At 70.4% G+C, this 17,921-nt stretch carries 14 protein-coding genes; 10 read left to right on the forward strand and 4 right to left on the reverse strand.

Annotated features, from left to right (window positions below; genetic code table 11):
• The first annotated feature begins 46 nt into the window (after positions 1 to 46).
• Both EUA94_RS09195 and EUA94_RS09200 read left to right on the forward strand, forming a co-directional pair.
• Positions 47 to 1,054: a glycosyltransferase family 4 protein gene (locus EUA94_RS09195; protein ID WP_129426566.1), complete on the forward strand. Its 1,008-nt coding sequence runs from the start codon at positions 47 to 49 to the stop codon at positions 1,052 to 1,054.
• On the forward strand, positions 1,051 to 2,280 hold the full coding sequence (locus EUA94_RS09200; RefSeq protein WP_129426567.1) for a glycosyltransferase family 4 protein: 1,230 nt from the start codon (positions 1,051 to 1,053) through the stop codon (positions 2,278 to 2,280). Before EUA94_RS09195 ends, EUA94_RS09200 begins: the two co-directional genes overlap by 4 nt.
• 22 nt (positions 2,281 to 2,302) lie before the next feature.
• Here the strand turns inward: EUA94_RS09200 and EUA94_RS09205 are convergent, their stop codons facing one another.
• Positions 2,303 to 3,673, reverse strand: coding sequence for a hypothetical protein (locus EUA94_RS09205; RefSeq protein WP_129426568.1), 1,371 nt, complete (start codon positions 3,671 to 3,673; stop codon positions 2,303 to 2,305).
• Positions 3,674 to 3,888: 215 nt separating this feature from the next.
• On the opposite strand from EUA94_RS09205, the gene EUA94_RS09210 reads away from it, so the two are divergent.
• The 8 genes from EUA94_RS09210 (at position 3,889) to EUA94_RS09245 (ending at position 14,123) form a co-directional block, all read left to right on the forward strand.
• A complete protein-coding gene (locus EUA94_RS09210; protein ID WP_165356846.1) occupies positions 3,889 to 5,631 on the forward strand; it encodes a polysaccharide biosynthesis protein in 1,743 nt (580 codons plus the stop codon).
• Between the two features lie 140 nt (positions 5,632 to 5,771).
• Complete coding sequence (locus EUA94_RS09215; RefSeq protein WP_129426570.1) at positions 5,772 to 6,821, forward strand: polysaccharide biosynthesis protein; 1,050 nt, start codon at positions 5,772 to 5,774, stop codon at positions 6,819 to 6,821.
• Complete coding sequence (locus EUA94_RS09220; protein WP_129426571.1) at positions 6,818 to 7,933, forward strand: polysaccharide biosynthesis C-terminal domain-containing protein; 1,116 nt, start codon at positions 6,818 to 6,820, stop codon at positions 7,931 to 7,933. Before EUA94_RS09215 ends, EUA94_RS09220 begins: the two co-directional genes overlap by 4 nt.
• Complete coding sequence (gene wecB, locus EUA94_RS09225; RefSeq protein ID WP_129426572.1) at positions 7,930 to 9,060, forward strand: non-hydrolyzing UDP-N-acetylglucosamine 2-epimerase; 1,131 nt, start codon at positions 7,930 to 7,932, stop codon at positions 9,058 to 9,060. Before EUA94_RS09220 ends, wecB begins: the two co-directional genes overlap by 4 nt.
• On the forward strand, positions 9,057 to 10,493 hold the full coding sequence (locus tag EUA94_RS09230; RefSeq protein WP_129426573.1) for a hypothetical protein: 1,437 nt from the start codon (positions 9,057 to 9,059) through the stop codon (positions 10,491 to 10,493). Before wecB ends, EUA94_RS09230 begins: the two co-directional genes overlap by 4 nt.
• A complete protein-coding gene (locus EUA94_RS09235) occupies positions 10,490 to 11,632 on the forward strand; it encodes a glycosyltransferase (protein WP_129426574.1) in 1,143 nt (380 codons plus the stop codon). Before EUA94_RS09230 ends, EUA94_RS09235 begins: the two co-directional genes overlap by 4 nt.
• Positions 11,629 to 12,843 carry an MATE family efflux transporter gene (locus tag EUA94_RS09240; RefSeq protein ID WP_129426575.1) on the forward strand — a complete coding sequence of 405 codons (1,215 nt, stop codon included), beginning with the start codon at positions 11,629 to 11,631 and terminating at the stop codon, positions 12,841 to 12,843. Before EUA94_RS09235 ends, EUA94_RS09240 begins: the two co-directional genes overlap by 4 nt.
• Positions 12,844 to 12,887: 44 nt before the next feature.
• The gene (locus EUA94_RS09245; RefSeq protein WP_129426576.1) at positions 12,888 to 14,123 is read left to right on the forward strand and encodes a hypothetical protein; all 1,236 of its coding nucleotides are present in this window, start codon (positions 12,888 to 12,890) and stop codon (positions 14,121 to 14,123) included.
• Between the two features lie 35 nt (positions 14,124 to 14,158).
• Here the strand turns inward: EUA94_RS09245 and EUA94_RS09250 are convergent, their stop codons facing one another.
• From EUA94_RS09250 to EUA94_RS09260, 3 genes are all read right to left on the reverse strand, one after another.
• Positions 14,159 to 15,004 carry a hypothetical protein gene (locus tag EUA94_RS09250; RefSeq protein ID WP_129426577.1) on the reverse strand — a complete coding sequence of 282 codons (846 nt, stop codon included), beginning with the start codon at positions 15,002 to 15,004 and terminating at the stop codon, positions 14,159 to 14,161.
• Positions 15,005 to 15,107: 103 nt separating this feature from the next.
• Complete coding sequence (locus EUA94_RS09255) at positions 15,108 to 16,220, reverse strand: glycosyltransferase (RefSeq protein ID WP_129426578.1); 1,113 nt, start codon at positions 16,218 to 16,220, stop codon at positions 15,108 to 15,110.
• 44 nt (positions 16,221 to 16,264) lie between these two features.
• Positions 16,265 to 17,839, reverse strand: coding sequence for a glycosyltransferase family A protein (locus EUA94_RS09260; RefSeq protein ID WP_129426579.1), 1,575 nt, complete (start codon positions 17,837 to 17,839; stop codon positions 16,265 to 16,267).
• Positions 17,840 to 17,921 lie beyond the last annotated feature (82 nt).

The following is a 17,921-nucleotide window of genomic DNA, read 5'->3' on the forward strand; positions in this document are numbered from 1 at the left end:
TCGGCTATCCTGCGGGCTGCTGCCGCCGGGGTAACGGAGCTCGTTGATGGTCGTGTTCGGAGTGTCGTTGGTCTGTGCGGCGACGGCTGTCGGCATCCTGATCCCCGCCCTTCGCAGGTGGCAGATCATCGACGTGCCCAACGCCCGCTCGTCGCACGATGCTCCCGTGCCACGCGGTGGCGGGATCGGCGTGCTGGTCGGGGTCGCCGCAGGCGTCCTGGCCGCGAGCCTGGCCGACAGCACCGGGGCGACGGACGGGGCAGGAGCCCTGGCCTGGGTGCCGCTGCTCGTCGCCCTGGTGATGGGCGTGCTGGGACTGGTCGACGACATGTCCTCGCTGGCCGGAGGCGTACGCCTGGCGGTGCAGGCAGTGGTGTTCGTCGTGGCGGCCTGGATCGTGGCCGGTGCGATGTCGGACCCGCCCGTCGCCGCGTGGGTCTTCGTCCCCTGTGCTGCCTTCGTGTGCGTGGGATTCGTCAACGCGTTCAACTTCATGGACGGCGTCAACGGCATCTCGTCGCTCAACGCCATCGTCTCGGGACTGTGGTTCGCGTGGATCGGGACCTCCCAGGACGTCGCCGGCCTGCTCGTCCCGGGCCTGGCGCTGGCGGGAGCGTCGCTGGGATTCCTGCCGTGGAACGCCCCGCGTGCCCGTGTGTTCCTCGGCGACGTCGGCAGCTACGCGATCGGTGCCCTGATCGCGATGATGGCCGTCGTCGGCTGGTCCCAGGACGTGCCGCTCGCGCTGTGCGTCGCACCGTTGGCCATCTACGTCGCCGACACCGCCTGGGCGATCGTGAAGCGGGCACGGGGTGGCCGTGCGCTGATGGATGCCCACCGCGAGCACGTCTACCAGCGGTTGGTCGACGGCGGGTGGTCGCACCTGGCCGCCGGTCTCACGACTGCCGGTGCCTCCGTCCTGTGCGTCCTCGCCGCGGTCCTGCTCCAGCACCAGCCCGCGCTCGTCGCCCTGGCGGCCATGGCCCTGGTGGCCGCGCTCTACCTGTCCCTGCCACACTTCGTCCCCGACCACGACAGGGTCAACCAGTCATGAGAATTGCCTTCCTGACCCAGTGGTTCGACCCGGAGACAGGGTCTGCCGCGATCCCCGGCGCCATCGCTCGGGCGCTGAAGGACCGGGGCCACGATGTGACCGTGATCACGGGATATCCCAACTACCCCACTGGCCGGCTCCATGACGGCTACCGCGTCAAGCTGCTCCAACGTGAGCGGTTGCGCGGCCTCCGGGTGTTCAGGGTGCCGCTGTACCCCTCGCACGACTCGTCGCCCGTCCGCCGGGCACTCAACTTCCTGTCGTTCATGGCGAGCGCCTCCTCGCTGGGTGCGCTCATCGCCCGCCGCTCCCCGGTGACGCTCGTCTACTCGACCTCCGTCACGGTGGGGATGGCCGGGTGGGTCCTTCGACGTGTCCTGCGCAAGCCATTCGTCCTGCTCGTCCAGGACCTGTGGCCGGACACTGTCATCGCGACCGGCATGGTCCCGGACCGCCTCGCTCGGCCCGCCGAGCTCATCATCGGCGCGTTCTGCCAGCGCATCTACGCCGCCGCGTCGGTCATCCTTGTCATCTCCCCCGGCCTGAAGGACCTGCTGGTCGACCGGGGGATCCCGGAGGAGAAGATCCGGGTCGTCTACAACTGGGTCGACGAGGACATGTTCCGACCCGTCGAGCCTCCGGCTCGCGACGGCAGCACCTTCGACGTCATGTACGCAGGCAACCTCGGTGACGTGCAAGGCCTTGACGTCGCCCTCCGTGCGATGGCTCTCCTCGACGACCTGCCGCACGTGCGCCTGCGCTTCATCGGCGACGGCGTGGCGCGGCTCAAGCTCGAGGAGCTCGTTGCCCAGCTGGGAATGGGCAACCGCGTCCTCTTCGAGGGAAGCCGACCGGTCGAGGAGATGTCGGCGACCATGGCGAGCGCGGACGTCCAGCTGGTCTGCCTCAAGGACATCCCGCTGTTCCGGGTGACGATGCCGAGCAAGATCCAGGGCATCCTGGCGAGTGGTCAGCCGATGCTCGTCTCGGCGCCCGGTGATGCCGCAGTCCTGGCCGAGCGGTCCGGTGCCGGCATCGCGGTCCCGGCAGGAGACGTCGAGGCGCTCGCGGCAGCCATCAGGCGCTGCGCCCGGATGCCGAAGGCCGAGCTGCGCGCCATGGGGCACCGGGGGTACGAGTTCTATGAGCGCGAGCTGTCGGCCAAGGTCGGCGTCAGGACCATGGAGGAAGCACTTCTCGACGCTGCGCGAGGGGTAGGTCGATGACCGGTGCCCGACACCCTCGTCGTCACCTGACCCGCTGAGCCCGCCGCCGGCCGGTCCTCCGGACCGCCGCGCGGCTGTCGCCACGACCCCGCGGTCGCTCGAGGATCCGAAGCATCCCCTGGCGCGGAAGGGACACCGCCAGAGCCAGTGACCACCATCCGAGCGGCACGGTGAACATCGGCTCTGCAACCCCGGCCGAGAGCAGGGCCACGAGGACGAGGAGCAGCAGCCGTCCGGCAAGCGGGTCGGCGGATCCCTCCCGCACGCCGCACCAGCGCACCTCCCGGACGGCGTACGCCACCATCAGCAGGACCACGAGCAGGCCCAGCAAGCCCAGCTCGGGGAGCACGTCCACGAAGAAGTTGTGTCCGTGGGAGAGGCCGACGCCGGCCCGGCGGTAGATGTCGAGGGCGACATGGTTGGGCGGCGCCGGGTCCCAGGGGTGCTCCCACACCGCGCCCCATCCCTCGCCGCGCCACCGCGCGAACACCCATGTCGACTCGACGGTCGCCTTCCAGAACGGAGCCCGACCCGAGATGGTCGCCAGGTCCTTGCCGAGGACGAGGGTGACGAAGAGCAGACCTGCCGTCAGGACGGCGAGTGCGCCCGCTGCGTAGGCCACTCGAGCCATGCGTGTCATGGTGTGGAACAGGGGTGACAGGCCCACCAGCCCGGCCGTGATGCCGACGATCAGTGCGGCGAGGTATCCCATGCCCGAGTCGGCGCGGGAGAGGCCGTACAGCTGGATCAGGATCGCGACCACCCACAGTGCTTGGACGAACCGGCCGCGCGGAAGTCCGATCGCCAGGGTCGCCGCCAGAGACACCACCAGCGTGTACGCCAGGATGTTCTCGTTCCTCCCGACGCCACCGAAGACGATGCCGGTCACGGCGCTGTACTGGACGTCCGGCAGGGCCATGTGGAGCGCGTACAGGGACAGCACGACCACGCTCACGCCCCCGAGCGCCATGCCCCACGCCACCACGACTGGCTCGCAGTTGGCGGCCGCGAGCACGGCCATGAGCGCCACCTTGATGTACACCGTGTTGCTGACGTCGGTATAGAAGGGCTGGAGGCTCCACGTGTGGGAGACCAGGGTCAGCGTGAGGAACGCCACCCACGGCCAGGGGAGTCGGGGCACGCGCAGGAACGGAAGCATCAGGACCAGTACGACCTTCGTCCAGACCAGCGCCTCGTTGAAGGAGAGGTAGTAGGTGGGGATGAAGACGAGCGGGTTCGACATCCACACGAACGTCGACGCCACCAGAGCGAGCCAGATCCATCCTCGTGCGTCGACGAACGACGCACGCGGGCGGGCATCGTGCCACGCGAGGAAGTCCCGCACTGCGCGCCACGGCCGGTTCGAGATCCCGGCGAGGGCATGTTGCGCCATGGTGTCTGGACTCCGTCGGGTGTGCGGACCTGGTCGTGGCCGTGCCGGCCGACGCCACAGGGTAGGCCACCGAGGCTGGTGAGCGGATGTCGGGAACGAGCCCGATCCGCGACTGGTTGCGCCGTCGCACCACCCCGGGCGAACGCCGATCGGGCCGGGGACGGCACTTGGCGTTAACATCATCAAGGTCTTTTGCTGAGTCGACGGGGTTCGGGATGTTGTCCAACAGTTATCTGCGACGGGGCGCGCTGGCGACCTGGGACGTCATCTGCTGGACCCTCGGCATGGTCTTCGTGATCGGACTGCGCTACTCCTTCCGGATCTCCGAGGTCCAGTGGGAGGCTGTCCTCCGCTACCTGGTGATCTCGTGGCTGCTGCTCGTGGTCATCGGCTGGGTGACGAAGTTCTACCGGGGCAGGTTCCTGGTCGGCTCGTTCGACGAGGCGCTCGGACTCGCGCTGCACTTCCTCGGCGTCGCCGCCGTCACCGTGGTCACCACGCCTCTCGTCAACGACCTCCTCCCGCGGAGCCTGCCGGTGCTGGCGCCCCCGATCGCGCTGGTCGCCGCTGCCGCGGGTCGGTGGTTCTACCGGGCGCTGCGCGACCGGGACAACGAAGCGCGGCGCCGCTCGGGTCGTCCCGTGCTCATCTACGGCGCCGGCGACGCCGGTCGGCAGGTGCTGCGCCTGACGAGGTCCGACCGCAGTCTCGGCCTGCGCGCGGTCGGGTTCCTCGACGACAACCCCGGCAAGCGCCACCTCCGCATCCACGGCGTACCCGTCCTGGGCACCGGCACCTCGCTTGTCGAGGTCGCCGACGACCTGGACGTGGCAGCTGTCGTCCTGGCGGTGCCGGGTGCATCCGGCAAGCTCATCGACACGGTCCAGAGGGCAACGGCCGATGCCGGTCTCGAGCTGTTGATCCTGCCCCGGCTGAGCGACCTCGTCGGGGGCCAGGTCAAGCCGAAGGACATCCGACGGGTCGACATCGGGGACGTCCTCGGACGTCGCCAGGTCGAGACGGACCTGTCGTCGATCGCGGGCTACCTGAGCGGCAAGCACGTGCTCATCACCGGTGCTGGCGGGTCGATCGGGTCCGAGCTCGCGCGCCAGGTTCACCGCTTCGGGCCGTCGTCCCTCACGCTGCTCGACCGCGACGAGTCGGCGCTGCACGCCGTACAGCTCGCGATCTACGGCCACGGGTTGCTCGACTCCCCGGAGACCGTGCTCGCCGACATCCGCGACAGCGACAGCCTGCGCGCGATCTTCCGCGACGCACGACCGCAGATCGTCTTCCACGCCGCTGCGCTCAAGCATCTGCCGATGCTCGAGCGCTTCCCGGCGGAGGGATGGAAGACCAACGTGCTCGGCACGCTCAACCTGCTGGAGCTGTCCGCGGAGTTCGGCGTCGAGCGGTTCGTCAACATCAGCACGGACAAGGCCGCTGACGCCACCAGCGTCCTCGGTTCGACGAAGCGGATGGCTGAGCAGCTCACCGCCTGGCAGGCCCGCGAGACCGGCCTGCCGTACATGTCGGTCCGGTTCGGCAACGTCCTGGGCTCGCGTGGATCCATGCTGCACACGTTCAACGCCCAGATCGCCGCAGGAGGGCCGATCACGGTCACCCATCCCGACGTGACCCGGTACTTCATGACGATCCCCGAGGCGTGCGAGCTGGTCGTCCAGGCCGGGGCGATGGGGGACTCGGGCGCCGTGCTGGTCCTGGAGATGGGCGAGCCGGTCCGCATCCTCGACGTGGCCAAACGGATGATCTCGATCTCCGGCGCCAGCGGGATCGACATCGTGTTCAGCGGACTCCGTCCGGGGGAGAAGCTCCACGAGGTGCTCTTCTCCGACGAGGAGACCGCTGAACCGACCGGGCATCCGATGATCCGGGCGGTGTCCGTTCCTCCGATCGACCCCGCCGAGTTCACCGACCTGGAGCGGAGGGCGACGTGATCGGCACGGCGCTCTGCGCGCCGTTCCCGTCACCACTGAGCGCCTCCACCCACTGACTTGTCCGATCGATCGTGGGCCGCATGAGCTCCCAGGTCGAGCGCGTCGTGAGACACCTCGCATCGTCCCCGAAAGGCACACCCATGACCGACGCGCGTGACACCTCCCTCGATGGCGTCGACGGCCGGACCATCACCATCACTGGTGGCACCGGCTCGTTCGGCTCCACCATGGCCCGTCACCTCCTCGACGACGGCGCGGCGCGAATCAACATCTTCAGCCGCGACGAGGCCAAGCAGGACTTGATGCGGCGTGCCTTCAACGACGAGCGCGTGCGGTTCTTCCTCGGCGACGTCCGCGATGTCGACAGCGTCCGTACGGCGGTGCTCGACGCTGACTTCGTCTTTCACGCGGCCGCGCTGAAGCAGGTGCCGTCGTGTGAGTTCTTCCCGCAGCAGGCGGTCAAGACGAATGTCGTGGGCAGCCACAACGTGATCGAAGCCAGCGCCGCCGCCGGCGTCCGGTCCGTCGTGCTCCTGAGCACCGACAAGGCGGTCTACCCGGTCAACGCGATGGGCATGTCGAAGGCCCTCATGGAGAAGACCGCCCAGGCCTTCGCCCGCAACCAGCCGGACTCCGACATGACCGTGTCCGTGACCCGCTACGGCAACGTCATGTACTCCCGCGGTTCGGTGATCCCGGCCTTCATCTCGCTGCTCAAGGAGGGAAAGCCGCTCACGATCACCGACCCCCGGATGACACGCTTCCTGATGTCGCTGGCCGACTCGGTGGACCTGGTCAAGCACGCCTTCGTGCACGCGCAGCCGGGCGACCTCTTCGTCCGCAAGGCCGCCGCCACCACTGTTGCGACGCTCGCGACCGCCGTCGGCACGCTGTTCGGCCAGGAGGAGCCCGAGGTGCACCACATCGGTACCCGTCACGGCGAGAAGCTGCACGAGACCCTGCTGACCCGCGAGGAGATAGCCAAGGCCACCGACCAGGGCGACTACTTCCGCGTGCCGCTCGACGACCGCGGCCTGCAGTACGAGAAGTACTTCTCCGAGGGCGAGGAGGAGGTCGACACGACCGTCGACTACTCGTCGGACTCCGTCGCCCCGCTCGACGTCGACCAGACCGTCGCCCTGCTGCGCACCATCCCCGAGATCGCCGCCGACCCGGACCTGCACTCGTGAGGATCCTGGTCACGGGTGCCGACGGGTTCCTGGGGTGGCACCTGCGCTGCCGCATCCACGCCACGACCGAGCACACGTCGGTGGCCGTCGGGCGCGCCGACTGGCACCGCCTGTCCGAGCTGGTCGCCGACGCCGACGCCGTGATCCACGTGGCCGGCGTCAACCGGGCCGAGGACGAGGAGCTGGTCGCGGGCAACGTCGGGCTGGCCAGGGACCTCGCCGATGCGCTCGCGTCGACCTCTGGTGTGCCAGTGGTCTTCGCCAACTCGATCCAGGTCGGCAACGGTACGGCCTACGCCGCCGGCAAGGCCGGTGCGGCCGAGGTGCTGCGCGCCGCCGCGACGAGCACGGGCGGCCGGTTCGTCGACGTGCTGCTGCCCAACCTGTTCGGAGAGCACGGCCGCCCGGGCTACAACTCCTTCGTCGCCACCTTCGTCGACCGGGTCGTGTCCGGCGACACGCCCGAGATCACCGACCGGCCGATCGAGCTGCTGCACGCGCAGGGGGCCGCCCAGGCGCTCCTCGATGCGCTCGCCCCGGACTCGCCCGCCACCGTGCGGCCGTACGCACATCCCACGTCGGTGCAGACCGTCTGGGACGCGCTGGAGCGCTTCCACACGACGTACGTCCCGAGCGCCGACGTGCCGGCGATGGCCGACGACTTCGAGCGCGACCTCTTCAACACCTACCGCGCGGCGCTCTTCCCCGCCCACTACCCGCTCGCGCTCGCGCCCCGCAGCGACGAGCGCGGACGGCTCGTGGAGACCGTACGCACACACGGCAGGGGCGGCCAGACGTTCGTGTCCACGACCGTTCCCGGCGTCACGCGCGGGATCCACTACCACCTGCACAAGATCGAGCGCTTCGTCGTGCTCGACGGCGAGGCAGTGATCCGGCTGCGCAGGATGTTCCACGACGACGTGGTCGAGCTGCCCGTCACCGGGAAGGATCCGGTCGTCGTGGACATGCCGACGATGTGGTCACATGACATCACCAACGTCGGTGATGGCGTGCTGACGACGCTGTTCTGGACCGACTCCCTCTTCGACCCCGAGGCGCCCGACACCATCCACGAGCCGGTGGTGCGCAGCGCAGCGCAGGAGACCTCATGACCAAGGTGATGACCGTCGTCGGGACCCGGCCGGAGATCATCCGGCTGTCCGAGACGATCAAGCTGCTCGACCGCACCGTGGACCACGTGCTGGTGCACACCGGACAGAACTACGACCACAACCTCAACGAGATCTTCTTCGCCGAGCTGGGCCTGCGGGCGCCCGACCACCTGCTCGACGTGGACACCAGCAGCCTCGGTCGCGTGCTGGGCGAGGTGCTCATCAAGACCGAGGAGGTGCTGCTCGCCGAGCAGCCCGACGCCGTGCTCGTCCTGGGCGACACCAACAGCTGCCTGGCGGCCGTGATGGCCAAGCGGATGCGGATCCCCGTCTACCACATGGAGGCGGGCAACCGCTGCTTCGACGAGAACGTCCCGGAGGAGACCAACCGCCGCCTCGTGGACCACGTCGCCGACTTCAACCTCGTCTACACCGAGCACGCCCGCCGCAACCTGCTCGCCGAGGGCCTCCACCCGCGCCGGATCCTCAAGACCGGCTCGCCGATGAAGGAGGTGCTCGCCGCGCACGCCGAGGCCATCGATGCCTCCGACGCGGTCGAGCGGCTCGGGCTCACTCCCCAGGGCTACGTCCTGGTGAGTGCGCACCGCGAGGAGAACGTCGACGCACCCGAGCGGCTCGACCTCCTGCTCGATTGCCTCGAGGCCGTCGTCGCCGACACGGGCATGCCCGTGCTCGTGTCCACGCACCCCCGCACGCGCAAGCGCCTCGACGCGCTCGGCCGCTCGACCGACGGCATCACGTTCCACGACCCGCTGGGCTTCCTCGACTACAACAAGCTGCAGAAGCACGCCTACTGCGTGCTCTCGGACTCCGGCACCATCTCGGAGGAGTCCTCCCTGCTCGACTTCCCGGCCGTGACGCTGCGTGACTCGATCGAGCGGCCCGAGGCCCTCGACACCGCCTCGATCCAGATGACCGGACTCGACGCGGACAACGTCATCGAGGCCGTTCGCTTCGCCGTCTCGGACACCGACCGGTCGTCACGCGTCCCTGAGGACTACCGCATCGGCGACTGCTCCCGCCGAGCCGTGGGCTTCATCCTCTCGACCCACAGGCGCTACGAGGCCTGGCTCGGGATCCGGGGTCGACGAGACGGTGCCTCGTGAGCGCGGCACCGTCGGCCGACGCTGAGGTCCGCGCAGGCGAGCCCGGCGGACGACATCCGATGCTCGGGTCGCAGGGACGCCTGTTCCTCTGGCCCGTGGTCACCACCGCCTGCGTCTTCGGCCCCTACCTGATCGGCGGGGTCCGGACCGAGCAGCTGGCGCTGCTCTGCTCCGCGCTCGCCGCAGTGGTCGTCCTGCTGGTGTCCCGCCGGCTGGTGCCCGCGCTCCGGCCGGGATGGCCGGTGCTCGCTCTGTGGGCCGCGTACGCCGCGACCGCCGCCGTCGGAGGTGTCCTCATCGAGAGCCGGATCCCCTGGGGCTCGGGGTCCCTGGTGGCCGGGCTCGACAACGCGTTCCTGCCCCTGGCGACGATGACGGTGACGGCGACCTGGATGGTGCTGTTCGACAAGCAGCACCTGGTCCGGATCCTCTCGTGGATGGTGGCCGGCGGCATGGCGGCCAACGGCGCCGTCGCGCTCGCCACGTCGTACGTCGGCGCCGACCGCATCCCGCTGCTCCGGCTCTTCTGGGCGGCCGGTGGCGACGACGTCACCGTCGCCGAGCTGGCGGCCGGCAACGGACGGTTCTCCGGCATCTTCAACCAGCCGGCCGAGGCCGGCGTCGCGTACAGCCTCGCGGCGTTCTGCCTCGTCCACCTGATGCGGTCCGGGACGCGCGTCCCCACGAAGGTATGGCTTCCGCTCTGGGCCCTCATCGTGGTGGGCGGTCTGCTCACCCTGTCGAAGATCTTCGTCATCGGCGGCGTCGTCGTGGCCGGTGGACTGATCCTCTCGGGGCGACGGCACCGACTGCCGCTGTCGATGGCCTCGGTGGCGGTGGTCGTCGCGGCCGGTGTCCTCGCGGCGGTGGGAGGGCTCGGCAGCTGGGGTGCCTCCGGCCAGCTGGCCTGGTACGTCGACAGCGCCCGCGCCGGCAACTCCTGGGCCTACACGCTGAGTGCGGGACGCTTCGGCGACGCCTCGGCGGACGCCGGGAGCCTGGGCGGGGAGCAGGCGCCCTCGGGTGACTCGGGGGTCCCCGAGGAGTTCCAGCAACCCGGTGGCCTGGTCGAGCTCTCCCGGGTGGTGCTGGACGAGCACCCCTGGTTCGGCGTGGGCGCTCGAGGACTCCCCGTCTCCTACGACGCGACGTGGGTCGAGACGATCATCGTGGCGGGGCTGGTCGGACTGGTCCTCATGGTGGGCGTTCACCTCTTCCTGCTCGTGCGGTGGTGGCGACTGCGCGGGACCCTCGCGCGGGAGGAGTGGCGACTCGCCGGTGCCGTCGTGCTCCTCGTCTGGGGCTCCTCGTTCGGCATGCCGTCGTTGACCGGCAACCGCGAGAGCTCGCTCATGTGGATCCTGCTCGCGCTCCTCGTCGTGTTCCGCTCGCCGAGCGAGCGCTCCAAACCGCCCGCGGAGTCGCAGGCATGACGGCGTCCGTCCTGATCGATGCGGGCAACCTCGTCGCTGGCGGTGGCGTGCAGGTCGGCGCGTCGTTCCTCGACGAGCTCGGTCGGCGGGCGCACGACCCCGAGGCGCAGCAGCGTTGGCCCTGGCTCGCCGACGTCGTCGTCGAGGCGTCCGAGGAGGTCGTGGCGAACACGACAGGCGAGACCACCTCGCTCTCCGTGGAGATCGTGGACGGACGGCCTCTCGACCGGCTGCGGCGCCGACCCGGGCGACCCGCCCACGACGTGTCCTTCACGGTGTTCGGTCCCGACTACGGCCCGCGCCGCGCCCGGACCCGCGTCGTCGGGTTCGCGGACGTCACCAGCCTGTTCCCCGAGTTCGCCGCGGTCCCCGGTGCCCGCGCCCGGCTGCGGCAGGCCGTCCGGTCGCGGGTGTCCCGGCAGCGCTTCGCCCGGGCTGACGTGGTCGTCGCGGAGTCGTCGTACGTGGCCGCCGAGCTCCAGCAGCGGTGGAGCATCCCGGCAGACCGTCTCCGCGTCGTGCCCAACGTGCTGAACCGGGTGTTCTTCGACGAGTCGCTGCAGACCCCGCTGTCGCACGATGCCTTCGAGCACCCCGTCTTCGCCTTCCCCACGCGGGCGTATCCGCACAAGAACCTGGTGGTGCTGGGCGCCGCCGCGCAGGCCCTGCACGACACGTACGGTCGGGACGTCCGGTTCGCGCTCACCCTCACCGACGCCGAGTGGCAGGGACTGGACCCGGCCACCAGGAAGGTGAGCCACAACGTCGGTCCCCTGCGGGTGTCCCAGGTGCCCGGCCTGTACGACGTCAGCGACGGCGTCGTGTTCCCGAGCCTCAACGAGTGCTTCTCCGTCACGCCCCTCGAGGCGATGAGGAGCCGGCGACCGCTGGTCGCGTCCGACCGGCAGTTCGTCCGTGAGGTGGCGGGCGATGCCGCGTGGTACTTCGAGCCGACGGACCCGGCCTCGCTCGCCCGGGCCCTGGCCGACGTCCTGTCGGCAGACGATGGTGCCCGCGAGCGGCGGGTCGCGGAGGGTGGTCGGGTCGCCGACGGCTGGGCGACGGGGGCGGACCGGGCCACGGCGTACCTCGAGCTCATCCACGAGGCGCTCGCACGCCGAGCGACATCGCCGACATGACCGCCTTCCGGAGGCTCGGCCTCGGCGTGATCGACCAGGCCCTCTCCAGCCTGTCGAACGTCTTGTTCCTCGTGGCCGTGGCGCGCGTGTCCGGCGTCGAGGAGTTCGGTGCCGTGTCGTTCGGCTACGCGCTCTTCGCCTTCGGGCTGTCGGTGCAACGCTCCTCGATCGGGCTGCTGGTCTCGCTCTCGGCGCGCAGGAACCTGCCACCACCGGCCCTGCTGGCACTGTTGTGGGCGCTGGTCGTCGTGGCGCTGGGGCTGGCGCTCGGAGCCACGGTCGGCGACGGGGGGTCGGCTGCCTACTACGTGGTCGTCGCCGGGTGCCTCGTCGTGTACCCGCAGGACATCCTGCGCTACAACGCCATCGCGCAGCGCCGCGCGGGACATGCCGTGCTGAGCGACGCCATCTGGACGTCCGCCACCGTGGCGCTGGTCCTCGCGAGCCTGGCGGGGGTGTCGATGGACACGACCACCATGGTCCTGGTGTGGGTGGGCGCAGGCTGTGTGGCCCTGGTGGCGATCGCCCTCGCGGAGCAGGTGGCTGTGGCGTCGAGTCCTCGGCGGTGGTTCGCCGACCACGCGGACGAGCTGCGCATCCTCGGACCGGACGCGGTGCTCGCCTCGCTCGCGCCTCTGCTGCTCGCGGCCACGATGGCCGAGTTCATGACGCTGGGGGACGTCGCCGCGGTGCGTGGTGCCGGCACGCTGCTCGGTCCGACCGCCGTGCTCTTCGCCGCACTTCCGGCCGTGATCCTGCCGGAGATGGCTCGGATCCTCGGCGACGACCGGGCCAGGCTCGCGCGGGTGCAGGCGTTCGTCATGGGGCTGCTGGTCGTCGCCTGGGGTGGCTTCCTGCTGCTGGTGCCGGACGACGTGGGGGTGCACGTGCTGGGCGAGACCTGGACACGGTCGATCGCCGTGCTGCCCTACGCCGTGCTCGAGCTGGTGATGTGGGCGCTGGCCGCAGGCCCCATCTCGCTGCTGAGCGCCTACCGCCGCTGGCGGACGCTGCTGCTCGCGCGGGTCGCCTACATGGCGATGGTGACCTGCGCGCTGGCCGTCACGATCGCGAGCGACAGCGTGGTCCGCGTGATGATCGGCATGGCTGTGGCGAGCGCGGGCAACTGCCTCGTCCTCGCCATCGCGGCTCGCGGGCTGAGCCGGGACCACGTCGCGGTGGGCGGGGCACCGGACTCCTCGAGCACGTGAGTGAGCATGCACGTCTGTCTGAGTTCCGCGTCTAGGGTTGCGTCGTGCACAGCTCTCGGGTCTGGTCCCTCCGTGATGTCGCGATCGCGTGGGCCCTCGTCGTCGGATCAGGCGTTCCCACGATCCTGTTCTCCCCCTATGACGTCGATCAGCCGGGCTCGATCCCGGCCTACGTGCTGCTGTGCGTCGTGACGGTGGCGATCATGTGGACCACCTGCATGACCGACGGTCGGTACCGGCTGCCCGAGTGGGCAGCCGTGTCCGTGCTGGTCTCTGCTGTCATGGCCCTGGCCACCTGGTACGGCGTGTGGGGCCCCATCATCGGCGCTACCTCTGACAGCTTGGACGCCCTCGCGGTCGGTGTCGATCAGCTGATGAAGGGAGCGAATCCGTGGGGCGCACTGACCTTCCTGGACAACATCCCGTCCCCGATGCTGGGCGGATTCATCCTTGCGGTCCCGTTCGTCGTCGTTCCGTCGGCGTTGTTCCTCCAACCACTCGTCTGGTTGGCGGCATTCGTCGCGTTCCTCGTCCGGACGGGCGGTGTCCACGTCGCGGCAGTGGTGTCCGTGCTGTTCTTCCTGTCGCCGTGGACGCGGCTCGCGTTTCCCGCGGGCAATGACCACTGGAGCGTTGCTCTCGTCGTGGTCCTGACCGGCACCTGGGGCTACTGGGTGCTTCGCGACGACCTCGGAGGGTGGCACTGGTGGCTGTCATCGCTGGCCTTCGGTGTGGCGCTGTCGAACCGATTCACCGTGTGGATCGCAGTCATCCCGCTCCTGGCGCTCTGGTGGCGCTCGTTCGACCAGCGTGGGATCCGCTGGTTCGTTCCCGCCGGCGTGACCACGCTCGTGCTGGTCGTGGGGCCTGTGTTCGTGAACCCCACGGCCTACCTCGATGGCCCCATTGCCGTTTCGGTCGGCAAGGCCGAGGACGGCGCCGTCGCTCACGCAGCGGTACTTGTCGCAGCATCCACCCTGCTGGTCACGGCATTGTTGTCGTGGCGGGTCCGCGATCTCGCGGGAGCGTGGCTGGCCGTCGCCGGCGGACTGGCGACCCTCACCGGTGTGGCGATCATGACGAAGATCCCCGTCGAGGGTTGGTCCGCGATCGGCACCTACGAGGGCACCGCCTACAACGGCGCCTGGTTCGTGTTCGGTCTCATCGGCCTGGCCGTGCCGCGCGGCGAACGGACGTCAACCACGACACCCGGGCCCGCAATCGCGACCGCTGCTGACGCGAGTCGGCCCAGCAGTTCCCGGTCTTCCGCCCGCGGGTGACGTGGGTCAACGGCTCCCGATCAGTCAGGACCGTCTCAGGACGTTCGGCGTACGACGAACAGGTCGCCGCCCTTCGCGCGAACCAGGGTCGCCTCGAAGTGGTTGGGCAGCAGCGCAGCGACCACGCGCCAGAAGTCCTGTGCGGCCGGGATGATGTCCTCGATCACCAGCCACCCGTGCACCGGCATGATCCGCAGGCCGAGCAGGAGCACCTGCATATTGGCGTCGGGGCTGTGCAGGCCGTCATCGATGATGAGGTGCACGTCGTCGGGAAGCTGTGCCTCGAGCGCACGCACGCTCTCGGTACTCGTCTGATCGACCCACGTGGTGGTGATCCGGTCCTCCTGGAAGAGGATCTCCCGATCGATGTCGGCCCCGAAGACGGCGGACGTCGGGAGGTAGTCGCGGAACGCGCGCAACGATGCACCCGGGCGGGCGAGACGCCCCATGGTCGACACGATGCTCTCGTCGTTGGTGCCCAGACCGATCTCGAGGAGGCTAGATCCTTGGGGCATGGAGTCGAGGATGCCGGCGTACACGAGGTGGTAGTCGTGGTCGGTCGACTTGTCGCTCCCGTGCCGGCGAAGGAGCTCGTCCAACCGCCCGACCGCGCCGTGGTCGGCCGCGCCCGCCCAGAACTCGACGGGATCCACGACCGACAGGCCACGCGCCTCCACGTGGTCGGCCAGCTGCCCGACGAGCTCGATGCTCCGGTTGGCGGCATGGAGTGCCATCGCGGACCGGACTTCGGGATACCCCGCGGAGTTCGGGGCGTAGGCAGGCAGGGCCTCGAGGATCTTGAGGTCCCGCCGCACCCGCACGCGGTTTGCCGCACGGGCGAAGGGCACATTGCGTACTGCTCGGCGGACCTGCTTGTTCACGTTGCTCTCCCCGGACGACCGACGTGCACGGACGGCAGCGACTCTAACAATGGGTGACCTCGGGTCCGACGGGTCGGTGAGGCGCGTGTCGACGCCGGCCGCGCTACCGGGCCGAGTGACGCAGGCTCTCCAGCCAGGCGAGGTAGGGAGCGCGGAGGGCCTCGGCGGAGACCTCGGCGCGCATGTGGTGGGCCGCGCGCTCTCCCAGCCGGTCGTCGCTGGACAGCTCGACGATCCGCTGGGGGAACTCCTGCACGTCGGAAAACGTGAGAGCGGCGGCGGCCGCTGCGTAGTCCGCGGCCGCATGGACGGTGGAGTTGACCAGGCACGGCGTGCCCCGCGTCATGAACTCGAGCAGCACCATGCTGCACGCGTCCCAACGGCTGCTGTGGACATAGCCCCGGGCGTGGATCATCAGGTCCTCCTTCTCCGGCCCCGACACCGAGTGCCGGGTCGTCACGGAGTCACCCAGGCCCAGTTGCACCACGAGGGCCTCGACCTCGGCCCGTCCGCCCAGGTAGTCAGGTCCCGCCAGGACGAGGCGCGGGCGCGGTGCGGGCAGCTCGGCCCAACCGCGCAGCAGGAGGTCCAGTCCCTTGTGGTCGACCACAAACCGGCCGATCCAGACGAAGTAGTCCCCGTCCCCGACCCAGGCCCCCGAGGCGTCGATCTCCGGTGCCGGGTTGGAGAAGACCCCGGCTGGCACGGCGGCCCCAGCCACGGCTGAGACCTCGGCTACCTCTGAGGGGAAGAACAGGTGCACGGCGTCGACCCGGCGGAGCGCGTGCCGCTCCAGGCGCGCACGGATCCCGAGGATGTCGCGGCCCGCGTCGACGATCTGCGGTGCGTAGACGCCGTGCGGCATCGCGACGACCGTCGCCCCGACCCGGCGGGCATGGCGGACCGCGAGGACGTTGGACGGCACCCAGCCCTCGTGGACGTAGAGGATGTCGCCCCGCCGAAGGTTCGTCGCCCACCATTTCATCAGGTACGTGCGGCTGCTCCGGCCGACGTGGGAGACGCGTCGCAGCGGGATTCCCAGCTCGTCGAGACGCTCCGCATCACGGTGGGCACCGTCGCGCTCGCCGGCGACCCACACCTCGGTGGGGCCACCCGTCGCGGCGATGGCGGCCCAGGAGGCGATGCTCTCGGTGACCCCGGACCGGTGATCGAGGAATCGGGGGTAGTAGTGGATCACGCGTCCTGAGACTGGCACCGCGTCATCGTAGAGGGAGCCGCTCGCGCGGCGGTCCTCTCGGGTCACTCCCGCTTCCTGGCGCGTTCGCGCTGCCGCCGCAGCCGCTCCTCGAGCTCGGCCACCCGGGCGCGCAGGGCGTCGACGGCCTCGTTGACGGTCACGAGGTCGCTGGCCGCCTGCTCGTTGAGGCCGGCGAACCGGAACTTCTCGGCCCGCTCCTCCTCGAGCTCGCTCCGGAGCCGGCGTACGTCGGCACCCGCGCCCGGCGGCAGCAGGAGCACGCGGGCATCGACCTCGGCGAGCACGGCCTCGCGGGCGGCTCGCCAGACGTCGGCGTCGTGGATGTCGCGTGAGCCCTCCGTCCGGGCCCAGAGCCGGTAGACGCTGGTCGCCGCGGGCCCGCTGGTGACGCCGGCCAGGGCCGCGGCGTCCATGAGGTAGGCCCAGTCCTCGTTGGTGGCGAGGCCCTCGTCGAACCGGCGGCCGAGGTCCGCGTACACGCCCCGGGGCATCGCGACCGTCATGAACGGCGAGGCGTTGTCCCAGAGGTGGTCGACCATGCTGAAGGCCGCCGGCCACACTGGGCGGGCCGGCCCGTCGTCGGCCGGAACGGCGCCCCCGCCGTCGGGCCCGGACGGCACCGGATGGACCTCCTGGGCGAGCGCGACCGTGCGCAGCACCGTCCCGGGCGCACGCGACTCGAGCTCGGCGAAGGCCGCGACCCAGTCGAGGGTCACCGCGTCGTCGTCGTCGAGCACCGCGACGTACCTCCCGCGTGCCGCGTCGAACGCGTCGTTGAGGGGAGCCGCCCGACCGGGGCGGTCCACCTCCAGCACGCGGATGCGCTCGCGCAGCCAGCCCGGCGTGGCCGCGACGACCTCGCGCACAGCGGCGAGGGCGTCCACACCCACCCGGTGACAGGCGAGCACGATTTCGAAGTCGCGCGAGGTCTGGCCGGCCAGGCAGGTCAGCGTCTCCTCGAGCAGCAGCAGGCGCGTGCCCTGGGTGCGGGTGACGACCGTCAGGAAGGGCCGGTCCTCCAGCCCGGCAGGCAGCTCGGGGGTCGGCAGCCCGGCCTGGCGCAGGAGGAGGTGGAGGGCGGTCGCCGGCAGGGCTGCGGGATGGCCGTACGGCGGCACCGTGTTGCTGGCGGACGCGGGTGCCGTCGTCCCGTCGACGCGCCGGTCGGTGAACACGGCGGCGGACTCGAGGCGGCGTACGCCAGTGGGGTCGGCGTCCTGGTCGGCTCCGGCGGGGAACGCGACGCAGACCACAGGGGTCGGGGCCGGCTCCGCGTCCGGTCCGTCGGCCGTCGCCCCCCACGGGAGGACCCGGGTCTGGTGCGGCTCGCCGGACGCGGCGGTGGCGGCGACCAGGCGGTGCAGGGCGCCGGGCGAGGGGAGGTCGTACGCGGCCGCGACGACCACCACGTCGGCATCGCTCGCGCCGCCGATCTCCACGCCGGCCTGCGCACACCACTGACGGAGCTCGTCGCCGGGCTCGGCGTCGGGCTCGGCGTCAGGCAGGTGCAGGTGCCGCCGGCCGGTGGAGGCCCGGCCCAGTGCCTCGACCCACGCGCGCAGGCGGTCGGCGGGGCCGGTGCCCGCGAGCCGCAGGAGCACGGTCGGGTCGCTCACTCGGTCCTCCTGCCGGGGCGTGAATGGTCGTCGGCGACTCTAGTGGCGTCGGAGCGGCTGAGACGCCCGGACCCGGCACCGG

Origin of the sequence: Nocardioides zhouii (assembly GCF_004137345.1) — a bacterium.
GTDB classification, from domain to species: Bacteria; Actinomycetota; Actinomycetes; order Propionibacteriales; family Nocardioidaceae; genus Nocardioides; species Nocardioides zhouii.

Bases quoted from the DNA above. Each gene is read 5' to 3' on its own strand.
- EUA94_RS09195 (WP_129426566.1), top strand. From the start codon at position 47: ATGGTCGTGTTCGGAGTGTCGTTGGTCTGTGCGGCGACGGCTGTCGGC.
- EUA94_RS09200 (WP_129426567.1), top strand. From the start codon at position 1,051: ATGAGAATTGCCTTCCTGACCCAGTGGTTCGACCCGGAGACAGGGTCT.
- EUA94_RS09205 (WP_129426568.1), bottom strand. From the start codon at position 3,673: ATGGCGCAACATGCCCTCGCCGGGATCTCGAACCGGCCGTGGCGCGCA.
- EUA94_RS09210 (WP_165356846.1), top strand. From the start codon at position 3,889: ATGTTGTCCAACAGTTATCTGCGACGGGGCGCGCTGGCGACCTGGGAC.
- EUA94_RS09215 (WP_129426570.1), top strand. From the start codon at position 5,772: ATGACCGACGCGCGTGACACCTCCCTCGATGGCGTCGACGGCCGGACC.
- wecB (WP_129426572.1), top strand. From the start codon at position 7,930: ATGACCAAGGTGATGACCGTCGTCGGGACCCGGCCGGAGATCATCCGG.
- EUA94_RS09235 (WP_129426574.1), top strand. From the start codon at position 10,490: ATGACGGCGTCCGTCCTGATCGATGCGGGCAACCTCGTCGCTGGCGGT.
- EUA94_RS09240 (WP_129426575.1), top strand. From the start codon at position 11,629: ATGACCGCCTTCCGGAGGCTCGGCCTCGGCGTGATCGACCAGGCCCTC.